This is a genomic window from Pseudonocardia sp., from assembly GCF_025465255.1.
Lineage (GTDB): Bacteria > Actinomycetota > Actinomycetes > Mycobacteriales > Pseudonocardiaceae > Pseudonocardia.
In genome coordinates, this window is sequence record NZ_JAODNI010000215.1 from 1 (window position 1) to 14,526 (window position 14,526).

At 73.3% G+C, this 14,526-nt stretch carries 13 protein-coding genes; 3 read left to right on the forward strand and 10 right to left on the reverse strand.

Annotated features, from left to right (window positions below; translation table 11 throughout):
* Positions 1-2,355, reverse strand: a 2,355-nt coding sequence (gene metH, locus JWP64_RS26280; RefSeq protein ID WP_297502519.1) for a methionine synthase, incomplete at its 3' end; no start/stop codon positions are given.
* Positions 2,356-2,431: 76 nt separating this feature from the next.
* Here metH and JWP64_RS26285 point away from each other — a divergent pair.
* Positions 2,432-3,334, forward strand: coding sequence for a PAC2 family protein (locus JWP64_RS26285; protein WP_297502423.1), 903 nt, complete (start codon positions 2,432-2,434; stop codon positions 3,332-3,334).
* Entirely contained in the window at positions 3,331-4,485 is a 1,155-nt protein-coding gene (locus JWP64_RS26290) for an MFS transporter (protein ID WP_297502425.1), read from the forward strand. The genes JWP64_RS26285 and JWP64_RS26290 overlap by 4 nt, the downstream gene beginning before the upstream one ends.
* Here the strand turns inward: JWP64_RS26290 and JWP64_RS26295 are convergent.
* The 3 genes from JWP64_RS26295 to JWP64_RS26305 all read right to left on the reverse strand — a co-directional run bounded on the left by JWP64_RS26295 (position 4,482) and on the right by JWP64_RS26305 (position 7,171).
* Positions 4,482-4,844, reverse strand: coding sequence for a DUF2237 domain-containing protein (locus JWP64_RS26295; RefSeq protein ID WP_297502427.1), 363 nt, complete (start codon positions 4,842-4,844; stop codon positions 4,482-4,484). The genes JWP64_RS26290 and JWP64_RS26295 overlap by 4 nt on opposite strands.
* A 13-nt stretch (positions 4,845-4,857) precedes the next feature.
* The gene (gene mshC, locus JWP64_RS26300; RefSeq protein ID WP_297502428.1) at positions 4,858-6,096 is read right to left on the reverse strand and encodes a cysteine--1-D-myo-inosityl 2-amino-2-deoxy-alpha-D-glucopyranoside ligase; all 1,239 of its coding nucleotides are present in this window, start codon (positions 6,094-6,096) and stop codon (positions 4,858-4,860) included.
* 85 nt (positions 6,097-6,181) lie between these two features.
* Positions 6,182-7,171: a bile acid:sodium symporter family protein gene (locus JWP64_RS26305; RefSeq protein WP_297502430.1), complete on the reverse strand. Its 990-nt coding sequence runs from the start codon at positions 7,169-7,171 to the stop codon at positions 6,182-6,184.
* Between the two features lie 70 nt (positions 7,172-7,241).
* Between JWP64_RS26305 and JWP64_RS26310 the strand changes: the two genes are divergently transcribed.
* A complete protein-coding gene (locus tag JWP64_RS26310) occupies positions 7,242-8,111 on the forward strand; it encodes a LysR family transcriptional regulator (protein WP_297502431.1) in 870 nt (289 codons plus the stop codon).
* Positions 8,112-8,194: 83 nt separating this feature from the next.
* Here JWP64_RS26310 and JWP64_RS26315 read toward each other — a convergent pair whose 3' ends face one another.
* The 6 genes from JWP64_RS26315 to JWP64_RS26340 all read right to left on the reverse strand — a co-directional run bounded on the left by JWP64_RS26315 (position 8,195) and on the right by JWP64_RS26340 (position 14,505).
* Positions 8,195-10,165, reverse strand: a complete 1,971-nt coding sequence (locus JWP64_RS26315; RefSeq protein WP_297502432.1) for a VWA domain-containing protein — start codon at positions 10,163-10,165, stop codon at positions 8,195-8,197.
* Complete coding sequence (locus JWP64_RS26320) at positions 10,158-11,558, reverse strand: ATP-binding protein (protein WP_297502434.1); 1,401 nt, start codon at positions 11,556-11,558, stop codon at positions 10,158-10,160. Before JWP64_RS26320 ends, JWP64_RS26315 begins: the two co-directional genes overlap by 8 nt.
* A 52-nt stretch (positions 11,559-11,610) precedes the next feature.
* The gene (locus JWP64_RS26325) at positions 11,611-12,516 is read right to left on the reverse strand and encodes a M56 family metallopeptidase (RefSeq protein WP_297502435.1); all 906 of its coding nucleotides are present in this window, start codon (positions 12,514-12,516) and stop codon (positions 11,611-11,613) included.
* A 29-nt stretch (positions 12,517-12,545) separates the two neighbouring features.
* A complete protein-coding gene (locus tag JWP64_RS26330) occupies positions 12,546-12,887 on the reverse strand; it encodes a BlaI/MecI/CopY family transcriptional regulator (protein WP_297502436.1) in 342 nt (113 codons plus the stop codon).
* A gap of 53 nt (positions 12,888-12,940) precedes the next feature.
* On the reverse strand, positions 12,941-13,567 hold the full coding sequence (locus tag JWP64_RS26335) for a L,D-transpeptidase (RefSeq protein WP_297502438.1): 627 nt from the start codon (positions 13,565-13,567) through the stop codon (positions 12,941-12,943).
* Between the two features lie 203 nt (positions 13,568-13,770).
* Entirely contained in the window at positions 13,771-14,505 is a 735-nt protein-coding gene (locus JWP64_RS26340; RefSeq protein ID WP_297502439.1) for an enoyl-CoA hydratase, read from the reverse strand.
* Between the last annotated feature and the right edge of the window lie 21 nt (positions 14,506-14,526).

Below are 14,526 nucleotides of genomic sequence, written 5' to 3' on the forward strand. Positions count from 1 at the left end.
CTCCTGCGCGGCGCTCAGGATGGTCGCGATCGGCTGCTTGATGCCCAGGTTGACGACCGTGTAGCCGTTGTTGCTCAGGATGATGTCCACGAGGTTCTTGCCGATGTCGTGGACGTCGCCCTTGACCGTGGCCAGCACGATGGTGCCCTTGCCCTGGTCGTCGTCGGCCTTCTCCATGTGCGGCTCGAGGTACGCGACCGCCGTCTTCATGACCTCGGCCGAGGCCAGCACGAACGGCAGCTGCATCTGCCCGGAGCCGAACAGCTCGCCCACGGTCTTCATCCCGGCGAGCAGCGTGTCGTTGATGATCTCCAGCGGCGGGCGGGACTCCATGGCCTCGTCCAGGTCCGCCTCGAGGCCGTTGCGCTCGCCGTCGACGATCCGCCGCTCGAGCCGCTCGAACAGCGGCAGCCCGGCGAGCTCCTCGGCCCGCCCCGCGCGGGCCGACGAGGCGGTCATGCCCTCGAACAGCTCCATGAACCGGTTGAGCGGGTCGTAGGCCCCGGCCGTCGCCGTCGCCGGGCGGCGGCGGTCGTAGACCAGGTCGAGCGCGACCGAGCGATGCTCGTCCGGGATCTTGGACATCGGCAGGATCTTCGCCGCGGACACGATCGCGGTGTCGAGGCCGGCGTTCACGCACTCGTGCAGGAACACCGAGTTCAGCACCTGGCGGGCGGCGGCGTTGAGGCCGAAGGACACGTTGGAGACGCCGAGCGTGGTCTGGACGTCCGGGTAGCGGCGCTTGAGCTCGCGGATCGCCTCGATCGTCTCGAGGGCGTCGCGGCGGACCTCCTCCTGCCCGGTGGTGATCGGGAAGGTCAGGGTGTCCACGACGATGTCCTCGACGTGCATGCCGTGGTTCGTCGTCAGGTCCCGGATGAGGCGGTCCGCGACGCGCACCTTCCATTCCCGGGTGCGGGCCTGGCCCTCCTCGTCGATGCAGAGCGCGACGACCGCGGCGCCGTGCTCGCGGACCAGCGCCATCGTGCGCTGGAACCGGGAGCCCTCGCCGTCGCCGTCCTCGTAGTTCACCGAGTTGACGATCGAGCGGCCGCCGAGCCGCTCCAGCCCGGCCCGCAGCACCTCGGGCTCGGTGGAGTCCAGCATCACCGGCAGCGTCGACGCCGTGGCCAGCCGCGAGGCCAGCTCGGTCATGTCTCGGGCGCCGTCCCGGCCGACGTAGTCGATGCACAGGTCGATCATGTGCGCGCCCTCGCGGGTCTGCTCCCGGGCGATCCCGACGCAGTCCTCCCAGCGCTCGTCGAGCATCGCCTCGCGGAAGGCCTTGGAGCCGTTCGCGTTGGTGCGCTCCCCGATCATCAGCACCGAGGTGTCCTGGCGGAACGGGACCGGGGCGTAGAGCGATGACAGGCCGGGCTCCGGGCGCGGGTTCCGCGCCGCGGGGGTGATCTGCGGGATCGCCTCGGCCACGGCGGTGACGTGCGCGGGCGTGGTGCCGCAGCAGCCGCCGACGAGCCGCAGGCCGTAGTCCCGGACGAACGTCGCCAGCGCCTCGGCGAGCCCGTCGGGGTCGAGCGGGTACTCCGCGCCGTTCGGGCCCAGGATCGGCAGGCCGGCGTTGGGCATCACCGACAGCGGGATGCGCGACTGCTTCGACAGCGTGCGCAGGTGCTCGCTCATCTCGGCGGGGCCGGTGGAGCAGTTCAGGCCGATCAGGTCGATCCCCAGGGGTTCCAGCGCGACGAGCGCGGCGCCGATCTCGGAGCCCAGCAGCATCGTGCCGGTGGTCTCCATCGCGACCTGGGTGATGATCGGGATGCGGCGGCCCTCGAGCCTCATCGCCTGCTGCACGCCCAGCACGGCGGCCTTGACCTGGAGCAGGTCCTGGCAGGTCTCGATGATGAACGCGTCCGCGCCGCCGCTCAGCAGGCCGCGCCCGGTCTCGACGTAGGCGTCCCGGAGCTTGACGAAGGTCTCGTGGCCGAGCGTCGGCAGCTTGGTGCCGGGGCCGATCGAGCCCAGCACGTAGCGCGGCCGCTCCGCGGTGGCCATGTCGTCCGCGACCTCGCGGGCCAGCGTGGCGCCCTTCGCGGCCAGCTCACGGATCCGCTCGGGGATGTCGTAGTCCGCGAGGTTGGGCAGGTTCGCCCCGAAGGTGTTGGTCTCGACGGCGTCCGCGCCGGCCTCGAAGTAGGCGCGGTGGATGTCCCGCACGACGTCCGGGCGGGTGTCGTTGAGGATCTCGTTGCACCCCTCGAGCCCCGCGAAGTCGTCGAGGGAGAGGTCGACCCCCTGGAGCATGGTGCCCATGGCACCGTCGGCGACCACCACGCGCTGCTCGAGCGTCTCGAGGAGCGTGGTGTCGAAGGCGTGATCTGACGCGGCTGCGTTCACGGCTGACACGGAATGCAGGGTAGCCGCCCGGGGACTGCGTACGTCGCCGCGCCGCCCGTGGCCGTAGGGTGGACAGATGAACGATCGAGAGCCGAGACCGGGGGTGGCGGGCACGCCCTCCGAGCTTCCTGACCTCGTGGACCCGGTGCTCATCGCGGCCTTCGAGGGCTGGAACGACGCCGGTGAGGCGGCGAGCACCGCGCTGGAGCATCTCGAGCTGAGCTGGGACGCCGAGCCGCTGGCCTCGATCGATCCCGAGAACTACTACGACTTCCAGGTCACACGCCCACTGGTCCGGATGGCGGACGGGGTCACGCGCAGGATCGAGTGGCAGACGACGCGGCTGTCCATGGCCAAGCTGCCGGGCAGCGGCAAGCACGTCGTGCTGGTGAACGGGATCGAGCCGAACCTGCGCTGGAAGTCGTTCTGCGAGGAGCTGCTGGGCTTCGTCGAGCAGCTGGGCGTGACGAAGGTCATCACCCTCGGCGCCATGCTGACCGACGTCCCGCACACCCGGCCGACGCCGGTGCGGGGCACGTCCTACGACAAGGAATCCGCCCGCCGGATGGGTGTCGAGCCGTCGACCTACCAGGGACCGACGGGCATCGTCGGGGTCTTCCAGAACGCCTGCGTCGAGGCGGGGGTGCCCGCGCTGTCGTACTGGGCCGAGGTGCCGCACTACGTGTCCCAGGCCCGGGTGCCGAAGGCGGCGGTGGCGCTGCTGCACCGGGTCGAGGAGGCCCTGGACGTCGAGGTCCCCCTCGGGGCCCTGCCCGAGCAGGCCGAGGAGTGGGAGCGCACGGTCAGCGAGATGGCCGAGGCGGACGACGAGGTGCGCGAGTACGTGCGCCAGCTCGAGGAGCAGGCCGAGGAAGAGGAACAGGCCACGGAGCTGCCCGAGGCGAGCGGGGACGAGATCGCCGCGGACTTCGAGCGCTACCTGCGCCGGCGCGGGACCGGCGGTCCCGGGGACGCATGAGCGATTCCCCTGGCGCGATGCGCCGGGCGGGTCTGTACGCGGGCGCCTACCTGGGTCCCTTCGGCGGTGGGATCGCCGTCGCCATGCTGCCGGAGCTGGGCGCGACGTTCGGGGTCTCCCCGGGCGCGGCTTCCGCATCGCTGACCGCCTACATGCTGCCGTTCGCGCTGGTCATGCTCGCGTCGGGGACGCTCGGCGAGCGCTGGGGGCGCAGCCGTACCGTCGTCGTCGGCTATCTCGTGTACGCCGCGGCCACGGTGGGCTGCCTGCTCGCGCCCACCTGGGAGACCTTCCTGGTGGCCCGCGCCGGGCAGGGCGTCGCCAACGCGTTCACCACTCCCCTGCTGCTCGCGGCGCTGGCCGGGGCCGTCGAGCCCAGCCGGCTCGGTCGCGCGCTGGGCTGGTTCGGGTCCCTGCAGTCCGCCGGGCAGACGTCCGCACCGCTGATCGGCGGCCTCGCCGCCGAGGTGGACTGGCGGCTGGCCTTCGTGGTACTCGGCGTCGTGGCCCTGGCGCTGGCGGCGATCGGGGTGCCCACGGTGGGGAGCACGGCCGAGGCGCGCCCGCGGCCCACCCTGCGCAGCGCCTGGCGGCCCGACGTCGTGCGCGCCGGGGTGGTCGCCGCGATCGGATTCGGCTGTCTCGGCGGGCTCGGTTTCCTCGTCGCGCTGCGCCTGCAGGACGCGTTCGCCCTCGACGCCGGGCCGCGCGGGCTCGCGCTGACCGGGCTCGGCGTCGCCGGCATCCTCACCGCCCGGCTGATCGGTGGCGGCGTGGACCGGCTCGGCCCGCGGCGGTGCGTGGTGATCGGCGCGCTGACGGGGGCGGTGCTGCTCGTCGGCGTCGGGCTCGCACCCGCGGTGTGGCTGGTCGTGGTGTGCTGGACGCTGGCCGGGGTGCCCAGCCAGCTGATCCTGGTCGGGGTGAACACGCTGGTCCTGGGCTCGGGCGGGGGTAACGCGGGGGGCGCGGTCTCCGTCGTGCAGGCCCTGCGGTTCGTGGGGAGCTCGGCGACGCCGGCCGCGATCCCGCCGATCTACCACGCGGACCCGCTGACCGGGTTCCTGGTGCCGGCGGCGCTGCTGGCCGCCGTCGTGCCCGTCGCACTGCCCCGACCCTGTCCCGGAGCTGCGGACCAGGACAGGCCCTAGCCCTGGCTCGTGTGCGCTCTGAGGTCGCTCAGGTCCACCCACTCCAGCGTCCGGGCGTGCGTCGCCTCCAGCACCACCGGGGGCGCGACCCCCGCGCGCAGCGCCTCGGCCCAGCGGTCCGCGCACAGGCACCAGCGGTCCCCCGGGCTGAGCCCGGCGAACCCGTACTCCGGCTTCGGCGTCGAGAGGTCGTTGCCCTGCTCGCGGCTGAATTCCAGGAACTCCGCGGTGACCTGCGCGCACACCGTGTGCACGCCCTGGTCCTCGCCGCCGGTGTCGCAGCAGCCGGTGCGGTAGAACCCGGTCATCGGGTCCGTGCCGCACGTCGCGAGCTCGCCACCGAGCACGTTGCGGGCCATCAGAGCCCTCCCGTCAGAGTGCGATGCCCAGGAGGGCGTCGATCGCGGTCCGGGCGAGCGCCGGGGCGCCGGCGTCCGTGCCGCGGCGGGTGAGCGCCTCGTCCACCCACGCGTCGACGGCGGCCAGCGCGCGCGGGGTGTCCAGGTCGTCCGCGAGGTGCGTGCGCAGGTTCGCGACCAGCTCCGCCGCGTCCGGGCCGGCCTCCAGCGAGACGGCCTCGCGCCAGCGCGCCAGCCGCTGCTCGGCGGTCGTGAGCAGGTCGTCGGTCCAGGCGCGGTCCGTGCGGTAGTGCCCGGACAGCAGCGCGGCGCGGACGGCGTTCGGGTCCACCCCGGCGGCGCGCAGCTTGGAGACGAACACCAGGTTGCCCCGGGACTTGGACATCTTCTCGCCGTCGAGGCCGATCATCCCGGTGTGCGTGTAGTGCCGGGCGAAGGGGTGCTCGCCGGTGAAGGCCTCGGCGTGCGCGGCGCCGCACTCGTGGTGCGGGAAGATCAGGTCCGAGCCGCCGCCGTTGAGGTCGATCTGCTTGCCCAGCCGGTTGAGCGCGATCGCGGCGCACTCGACGTGCCAGCCCGGGCGGCCGTCGCCGAGGTCCGACGCCCAGCTCGGCTCGCCCTCGCGGACCATCCGCCAGAGCAGCGGGTCCAGCGGGCTGCGCTTGCCGGGGCGCTCCGGGTCCCCGCCGCGCTCGGCGGAGAGCTTCAGCATGGTGGCCTCGTCGTAGTTCGACTCGTAGCCGAAGCGCCCGGTCACCGACGAGTCGAAGTAGACGTCCGGGAACTCCGGATCGTCGACGCGGTAGGCGGCGCCGGACGCGAGGAGCTTGCCGACGAGCTCGGAGATCTCGTCCATCGCCTCCACGGCACCGATGTAGTACCGCGGCGGCAGGACGCGCAGCGCCTCCATGTCCTCGCGGAACAACGCGGTCTCCCGCATGCCGAGAACCACCCAGTCGTCCTGGTCCCGGGCCGCCCGCTCGAGCAGCGGGTCGTCGATGTCGGTGACGTTCTGGACGTAGGCGACGTCGTGCCCGAGGTCCCGCCACAGGCGGTTGACCAGGTCGAACGCCAGGTAGGTGGCGGCGTGGCCGAGGTGCGTGGCGTCGTAGGGGGTGATGCCGCAGACGTACATCGTCGCCGTCGCCCCCGGGGCGGTGGGGCGGACCCGGCCGGTGGAGGTGTCGTACAGGCGGAGCGGCGGTCCGCTGCCGTCCAGCGCGGGGAGGTCGACGGGGGCCCAAGTCTGCATACGTCCACCCTAAATGCTCGGGAGGGGTGCTCCGGTCGTTCGGGCGCACGTCACCGCGGCGGGGGCGTCCTGGATGCCTCGTCGTTCATGCGGCGGCGGGCACCGGTTCGGCCGGCGCGGTCCGGGCGAACCGGCCCGCTAGCCAGGCGCACACCATCAGCTGGATCTGGTGGAAGAGCATCAGCGGCAGCACCAGGAGCCCGACGCCCGTCCCGGCGAACAGCACCCCGGCCATCGGCAGCCCGCTGGCCAGGCTCTTCTTCGACCCGCAGAACAGGATCGTGATCCGGTCCTCGCGGGAGAAGCCGAGCCAGCGCGGGACGACGGCCGCGACGGCCAGGACGACGCCGAGCAGCGCCACGTCGACCGCCAGCAGGACGCCCAGCGCGCCGAGGGACAGGCTATTCCAGATCCCGGCGACCATGCCCTCGCTGAACGCCACGTAGACGACCAGCAGGATCGACCCCCGGTCGACGATCTTGAGGACCTTCGCGTGTGCGGTCACCCAGCCCGCGATCCAGCGCCGGACCAGCTGCCCGAGGACGAACGGTGCGAGGAGCTGTAGCGCGACCTCGAGCACCGCCCGGCCGGAGAACCCGCCGTGCGAGGACAGCAGGACGGCGGTGAGCACCGGGGTGATCACGATGCCGGCGAGGTTGGAGAGCGACGCCGCGCAGATCGCGGCCGGGACGTTGCCGCGGGCCACCGAGGTGAACGCGATCGACGACTGGACGGTCGACGGCAGGCAACACAGGAACAGCACGCCGAGGGCGAGCTCGCGGGGCAGGACGGACGCCGGGAGGAACTGCACCGTGAGCCCGACCAGCGGGAACAGCACGAAGGTCGCGAGCACGACCGTCCCGTGCAGCCGCCAGTGTCTGAGGCCGTCGATGGCCTCGCGGGGGGCGAGCCGCACGCCGTAGAGGAAGAACAACAGGCCGATCGCGACGCTGCTGGCCCAGCCGACGCCGGTCGCCCAGCTGCCGCGGGCCGGGATCAGGGCGGCGACGCCCACCGTCACCAGGATCATCAGCAGGAACGGGTCGACTCGGATGTTCTTCAGGCGGACGAGCACCCCACCAGTCTCGACGCGCCACGGTGATTCGGAAACGCGCGCACCACGATCAGTGTCAGCGCGATCTATGATGAGCGTCGTGCTCGATCCGGTACAGCTGCGCTCGTTCGTCGCGGTCGCGCGGGCGCTGAGCTTCACCCGGGCCGCGGCCGAGCTGGGCGTCCGGCAGTCGACCGTGAGCCAGCACGTGCGCAAGCTGGAGGCCGTCGCCGGGCGGCCGCTGCTGGTGCGGGACACCCACACCGTCGCCCTGACCACGGAAGGCGAGGCGATGCTGGAGTTCGCGCGCACGATCCTGGACACCGGGGAGCGGGCGCTGGCGCACTTCGGCGGGGCGCAGGTCCGCGGGCGGCTGCGGTTCGGAGTCTCCGAGGACCTCGTCCTGACCCGGCTGCCGACGATCCTCGCCGAGTTCCGCCGCCGGCATCCGCAGGTGGACCTGGAGCTGACGGTCGGGCTGAGCGAGAACCTGGAGCAGATGGTCGATCACGGCGAGATCGACCTGCTGTTCGCCAAGCGCTCCCCCGGCCGGACGGGCGGGACCCCGGTGTGGCGGGACCGCTTCGTCTGGGTGGGCGGCCCGGACCTCGCCCACCTCGGGCCGGAGGACGCCGTCCCGCTGGTCAGCTATCCCCCGCCGAGCCTCTCCCGGGCCGCGGCGATCGCCGCGCTGGAGGAGCACGGCCGGCCGTGGCGGATGGCCTGCACGAGCGGGAGCCTCAGCGGCCTGCGCGCCGCCGCTCTCGCGGGGCTGGGCGTCGTCGCGCACGCGGAGACGCTGATCCCCGCCGGCCTGGTGCCGATCCCGCCGAGCAGCCGGCTGCCGGCGCTGGGCTCGTTCGTCTTCGTGCTCACGACCGGGCGCCGCGTACCGACCGACCCGGCGAAGGCCCTCGCCGACACGATCCAGGCCGCGAGCACCCGCCTCCGAGAGCGATGAAGAGCGCGTTGTGGAGCCACAACGCGTTCTTCAGGCGCCCGATATCGCGTTGTGGAGCCACAACGCGCTTTGCGGGTGGCGGGTCAGGTGCGGCGGGTCTTGAGGTAGTCCGCCACCACCTCCGCGCCTAGGCCGTCGAGGGTCGGGGTGACGATCCTGCCCCCGCAGCGTTTCGCGACGTCGTCCATGAACGCCGCGAGCCTCGGGTCCTCGCCCAGGACGAAGAAGGTGAAGTTCGCCTTCATGCCGGCCAGCTTGTCCAGCTCCCCGACCGTCGCCCGCAGGGTGTACGGGCTGGGCGGGTAGTCGAAGTAGGCCTCCCCGTCCGGCTCGAGGTGCGCGGTCGGCTCCCCGTCCGTGACAACGAGGACCACCGGCAACGCGTCCGGGTTGCGGCGCAGGTGCCGGCCCGCCAGCAGCAGGGCATGGTGCAGGTTGGTGCCCTGCGCGTACGCCCCCTCCAGCCCGACCAGCTCCCCCAGCTCGACGGACTGTGCGTGCCGGCCGAAGGTGATCAGCGCCAGGTCGTCCCCGCGGAACCTCGTGGAGATCAGCTGGTGCAGGGCCAGCGCGGTGCGCTTCATCGGCACCCACCGTCCCTCCGCCACCATCGACCAGGAGGTGTCGACGAGCAGGGCCACCGCCGCGCGGGTGCGCTGCTCGGTCTCGACCACCTCGACGTCCGTGACGTCGAGGTTCCGCGGGTCCCCGCCCGCCTTGCGGAGCTGCGCGTTGAGCAGCGTCCGCGGCACGGACCAGGCCTCGGTGTCCCCGAACGCCCACGGCCGGGTCGCGCCGGTCGCCTCGCCGGCCGCCCCGGACCGCCGGGTCTCCCGCTCCCCGCGCCGGGACGAGATCTGGTTGACCACGTCCGACAGCACGGACTGCCCCAGCCGGCGCAGCGCCTTCGGGGAGAGCTGCAACGTCCCGTCGGCGGCCCGCTCGAAGAGGCCCTGCCGCTGCAGCTCGCGCTCCAGCTGGGCCAGCGTCCGGGCGTCGACGGCGGCCTGCTCGCCGAGGAGCTCCGTCAGGGCGTCCAGGTCGATGTCCTCGATCCTCGCGCCCGGGTAGCTCTGGGCCAGCTGCTCGGCCAGGGCGTCGAGCTGCCCGAGCTGTTCCATGGCTCGGGTGGCCTCGCCCATGCCCATCGGGTTGTCCCCTCGGAACCGGCCGGAGCCCTCCCAGTCCTCCCCCGGCCGCAGACCCTGCAGCTGCGCGTCGAGCTGGGCCAGGGACTGCGCGAGCCGCGGGTCCCCGAACGCCTGCTGGGACAGCTCCGCCAGCTCGGCGCGCTGCTCGGCGGACATCGAGTTCAGCATCCGCTGGGCGGCCGCCGCGCGGGCGGCGAGGAGATCCGCCAGCTCGTCGGTGTTCTGCGGGTTCTCCGGGAAGAACTCGCCGTGCTTCTGCATGAACTCGGAGAACTGCTCGGTGGTGTCCTGGCCCTGCGCGTGGTTCGCGAGCAGCGCGTTGAGGTCGTCGAGCATCGCGCGGATGCGCTCGACGTCCTCGGGCGTCGCGTTCTGCATCGCCTGCTTCATGCCCTCGAAGCGCTGGTCGAGCATCTCGCGGCCGAGCAGGTCCCGGATCTCCTCGTAGGCCTCGCGGGCGTCGGCGGAGCGCCAGTCGTACTCGCCCAGCTCGCGCACGGCGCCGCCCGGGTCGTTGGGCAGCGCGTCGAGCTGCATCTCACGGAAGCGGGCGTCGTCGCTGTCCTCGTTGCCGAGGGCCTCACGCTCCGAGGAGAGGGCACGTTGCAGGAGCTCGCGGACCTCCTGCAACGTGCCGTCGAGCCGGTTGTCCCGCTGCAGGTCCCGGCGGCGCTGCCAGACCTCGCGGGTCAGGTCGTCGAGGCCCCGTGTCCGATTCCGGGGGTTCTCCATGCCCCGGCGCATGAGCTCCTGCATCGCCTGCCGCGGCGAGGAGCCTTCCATGACGTCCCGGCCGATCTCGTCCATCGCCACGCGGATGTCGAACGGCGGGGCGAGCGGATCGGGCCCGCCGGTGTACGGGCCGTACGCGTACCGGAACCTGCGGCGCCGGGGATCAGCCATACTCCACCGTGTCTCCGTCGTCGGCCGAGTCCTTGGCCAGCTTGCGGGTGAGGAACAGGTACTCCAGCGCGAGCTCGGCGGCCGAGGCCATCGGGCCCGGGTCCTCGGTGCCGGCCGCGCCCAGCCGCTTGGCGACCTCGGTCAGCGCCTCGACCTGCGGCAGCTTCGCGACGACCTCGACCGCCGGAACCCGCTCGCCGGTCCGGACCGGCCGGGTGGCGACCTCGGCCGCCAGCTCCGAGAGGTCGACGCCGCGGAGCGCGAACCGCGCGGTGTCCGCGACGGCCCGGCGCAGCAGGTGCTCGAGGATCTCCTCCTCGCGGCCCTCCTCGCCGGACTCGAACTCCAGCTTGCCGCGCAGAACCGCGGGGACGGCCTCCAGGTCCACCGGGCGCGCGAACGCCCTGGCCTCCCCGGTGATCGCGGCCCGGCGCAGCGCGGCGGCGGCGACGGTCTCGGCGGCGGCCACGGCGAACCGCGCGGACACGCCGGACGCCTGGTCGACGGCGCTGGACTCGCGCAGGTGCCGGGCGAACCGCGCGACGACCTCGATCAGGTGCCGCGGGACCTCGGCGCTGAGCTCGGCCTCCTGGAGGACGAGGGCGACCTCGTCCGCCACCTCCAGGGGGTAGTGCGTGCGGACCTCCGCGCCGAAGCGGTCCTTCAGCGGGGTGATGATCCGGCCGCGGTTCGTGTAGTCCTCCGGGTTGGCGGAGGCGACGAGCAGGATGTCCAGGGGCAGCCGCAGCGTGTAGCCGCGCACCTGGATGTCACGCTCCTCCATGACGTTGAGCAGCGAGACCTGGATGCGTTCGGCCAGGTCCGGCAGCTCGTTGACGGCGACGACGCCGCGGTGCGCCCGCGGGACGAGGCCGAAGTGGATCGTCTCGGGGTCGCCCAGGGAACGCCCCTCGGCGACCTTCACCGGGTCCACGTCGCCGATCAGGTCCGCGACGGCGGTGTCCGGGGTGGCGAGCTTCTCGGTGTACCGCGCCGAGCGGTGCTTCCAGATGACGGGCAGGTCGTCCCCGAGCTCGGCGGCGCGGCGGATCGTGGCCGGCGCGATCGGCTCGTAGGGGTGCTCCCCCAGCTCCGAGCCCTCGATCACCGGCGTCCACTCGTCGAGCAGGCCGACGATCGAGCGGAGTAGCCGGGTCTTGCCCTGGCCGCGCTCGCCGAGGAGCACCAGGTCGTGGCCGGCGAGGAGCGCCCGTTCGAGCTGCGGGAGCACGGTGGACTCGAAGCCGACGATCCCCGGCCAGGGGTCGCGGCCCGCGCGCAGGGCGGCCAGGAGGTTGTCCCGGATCTCGGTCTTGACGCCCCGCAGCTCGTGGCCGGACGCGCGCAGCGCGCCGAGGGTGCGGGGGAGGTCGGAAGGTGGTGTGACTGGCACGGGGACGACGCTACGCCCGCATCCCGGCGGTTCGCGCGGCGTTACCCAGGCTTCACGGGCCGAGCAGCAGCACAGTCGGCACCGCGACCAGCGCGATCGCCCCCAGCCGGACCAGCACCCGCCGGGGTCGGGACAGCGCCACGGGATGGCTGCTGATCCGCTCGATCCGCGCGTCCAGGGCGTCGGTGAACGAGGTGAGCGCCGCGGCCGGCGCGGACCCGCCGACCGTGCGCAGCGCGCCCACGAGCTGGTTCGGTTCGGAGCGGCAGGCCGCGACGTCGTCCGCCCGCATCTCGATCAGCGCCGCGACGGCGAGCTGCGCGCACACCATCCCCCGCACGAACGGCGCCGTGGCACCCCACGCGACGAAGGGCAGGACGACGAGGTCGTGCCGTTCCCGCAGGTGGGCGCGCTCGTGCGCGAGAACGGCCCAGACGCCCTCGGGCTCCAGCGCCTCCAGCACCCCGGCCGACACGACGAGCCGCGAGCTGCGCCCGGGCAGGCAGTAGGCGACGGGCAGCGGGTGGTCCAGCACGCGGGTACCCGGCGAGTCCGGCCAGGGTGTGGCCAGCACGTCGAGGAGGTCACGGTGGCGGCGGCGCGCCCGCAGGGTCCGGATCGACACCGTGGTCAGCACCCACAGGAGCCGCCCCCCGACGATCACCGCCGCGGCGAGCGCCGCGAAGTGCACCACGTCCAGCCCCGCCGGCCAGCGGGCCACGGACCATTCCCGGACCAGCACCGGAACCGCCTCGGCCAGGTTCGCGCCCAGCGGTGACAGCCCGAAGACCACGCCGGACCCGATCAGCGACAGCCCGCCGGCCAGCCCGATCGCCTGCCACACCAGCAACGCGCCGACGGGATCGCGGCGGGGCCAGTCCGCCCGGGAGAACGCGCGGCTGACCGGCTCGGCGAGAACGACGCCGAGCACCAGCAGGCCGAGCGCGGTGAACGGCATCGGCACATTCTCGCCGTACGGCCCGCGGGCTAGTCCAGCAGGTCGCGCAGACGGGCGCGCTCCTCCTGCGGGATCGACCCGAGGAAGCGCGCGAGGGCCGCCCCGCGGTCCGGCGCGCCGTCGAGCGCGTCGTTCATCAGCTCCGCGACGTGGTCCTCGCGGCTGGCGGTGGGGCGGTAGTGGTGGGCACGCCCGTCGCGGGTCCGCTTCACCAGCTGCTTGCGCTCCAGCCGGCCGAGGACGGTGAGTACCGTGGTGGTGGCCAGATCACGCGCGGAGAGCGCCTCCTGGACGTCGCGGGCCGTCAACTCGTGATCGGCGGCCCACAGCACCTCCATCACGGCGCGTTCCAACTCACCCAGACTCGGCACGTCGCGATTCTACCCCGCGTAGAAAGGGCCGAGCGCCAGAACTCGGGGGACCGTCACGTGATCTGAACCTCGTCGCCGACGGCCAGGTGGTCGAACCACGCGACGGCGTCGTCGTGCAGGAGCTTCACGCAGCCCGCGGACGGGGTGTCCTGGCGTCCCTCGTGGAAGGCGATGCCGCCGTCGGCGAAGAAGACCGAGTACGGCATCTGGGTCAGGTACTCCCGGCTCGTGTACTGCTCGGCCTTCCACTGGACCCCGAAGGTGCCGAGCGGCGTCGGATCCTCGTCGTCCCCGGTCTGCACCAGGACGGGGCCGCGGACGACCTCCCCGGCGTCGAGCAGCCAGGCGCGGCGTCCGTCCCGGTCCACGCAGGCCCGTGCGGTGGCCGTGCACGGGGTCCCGAGGACGCGGGCGGGCGCGGGCGCGGCGGTACCGCTCGGCGTGGAGCCCCGCGGCTCGGCCTGCGCCGACCCGGCGGCCCGCGCCTTCGTCAGGGGCAGCAGGCCGGAGCCGTCCGCGGAGGTCGTGGGGGCCGGGTCGCCGCCGGGCGCGGCCGTGCCGACGCCGGTGAGGACCGTTCCCGCCACCACGGCGAGTCCCGCGGCCAGACCGGCGAGGGCGACCGCCCGGCGCCGCCCCCCGCCGGGGCGAACCGGCTTCTGCCGCGCGTGCCCGCCCACTGCCTGCTCCTCGATCGCCGTCGGTGCACCCCGGATCGGTGCTCCTACGCACGTCAACGACCGCGCGCCGATCGAGTGACGGCGTCTGTGGCCATCGGTCGACCATCAGCCGAAGGCGTGGTTGCCGCGGTCACCCTCAGGAATACCGCGTCGAATCGATCACCGGGAGTGACGGTTCGACGCCGCCTGCTCCGTTCGCGGTGTCAGCGGCCGGTGAACGACGGCGGACGCTTCTCCAGCCGCGCCCGCCGCCCCTCCGCGATGTCCTCGCTGGCCCAGCAGCCCTCGAACGCAGCGGCCAGCTCGGCGTCGTCCTCGGGCAGATCCACCCGGTCCAGCACGAGCTTGTTGTAGGCCAGGGTCAGCGGCGCCATCGTCGCGAGGTCCGCGACGAGCGCCTCGGCGTCCGCGCGCTCGCCGATCCGGTCCGCCAGCCCGCGGGCGTGCGCGAGCTCCGCGCCCATCTGCTCGCAGGCCAGCAGCAGGGCGCGCGCCGTCCCGCCGCCGCCGACCTGTTCGAGGCGACGGATCGTCCACGGGTCCACCGCGAGCCCGAGCCGCGCGGTCGGCAGCCCGAACACCGCGCCGGGGGCGGCGACCCGGATGTCGCAGGCGATCGCGAGCTGCGTCCCGGCGCCGATCGCGGGCCCGTTCACCGCGGCGACGACGGGCACGGGCGCGGTGTGTACGGCACCCAGGGCGGCGTAGAGGGCGTCGCGGAAGCCCTCGCCGTACACCTCGCCGAAGTCCGCGCCCGAGCAGAAGGCGCTCCCCCGCCCGGTCACCAGGATCGCCCGGACCTCGGCCTTGCGGAGCTCCTCGACGGCATCGACGAGCTCCCGGCAGGTCGCGACGTTCAGCGCGTTGCGCTGGTCCGGCCGGTCCAGCTCGATCGTCCCGACCCCGCTCGCGGAGACACCGACCACCACGTTCGTCACGCTCGTAGACCTCCCTCTCAC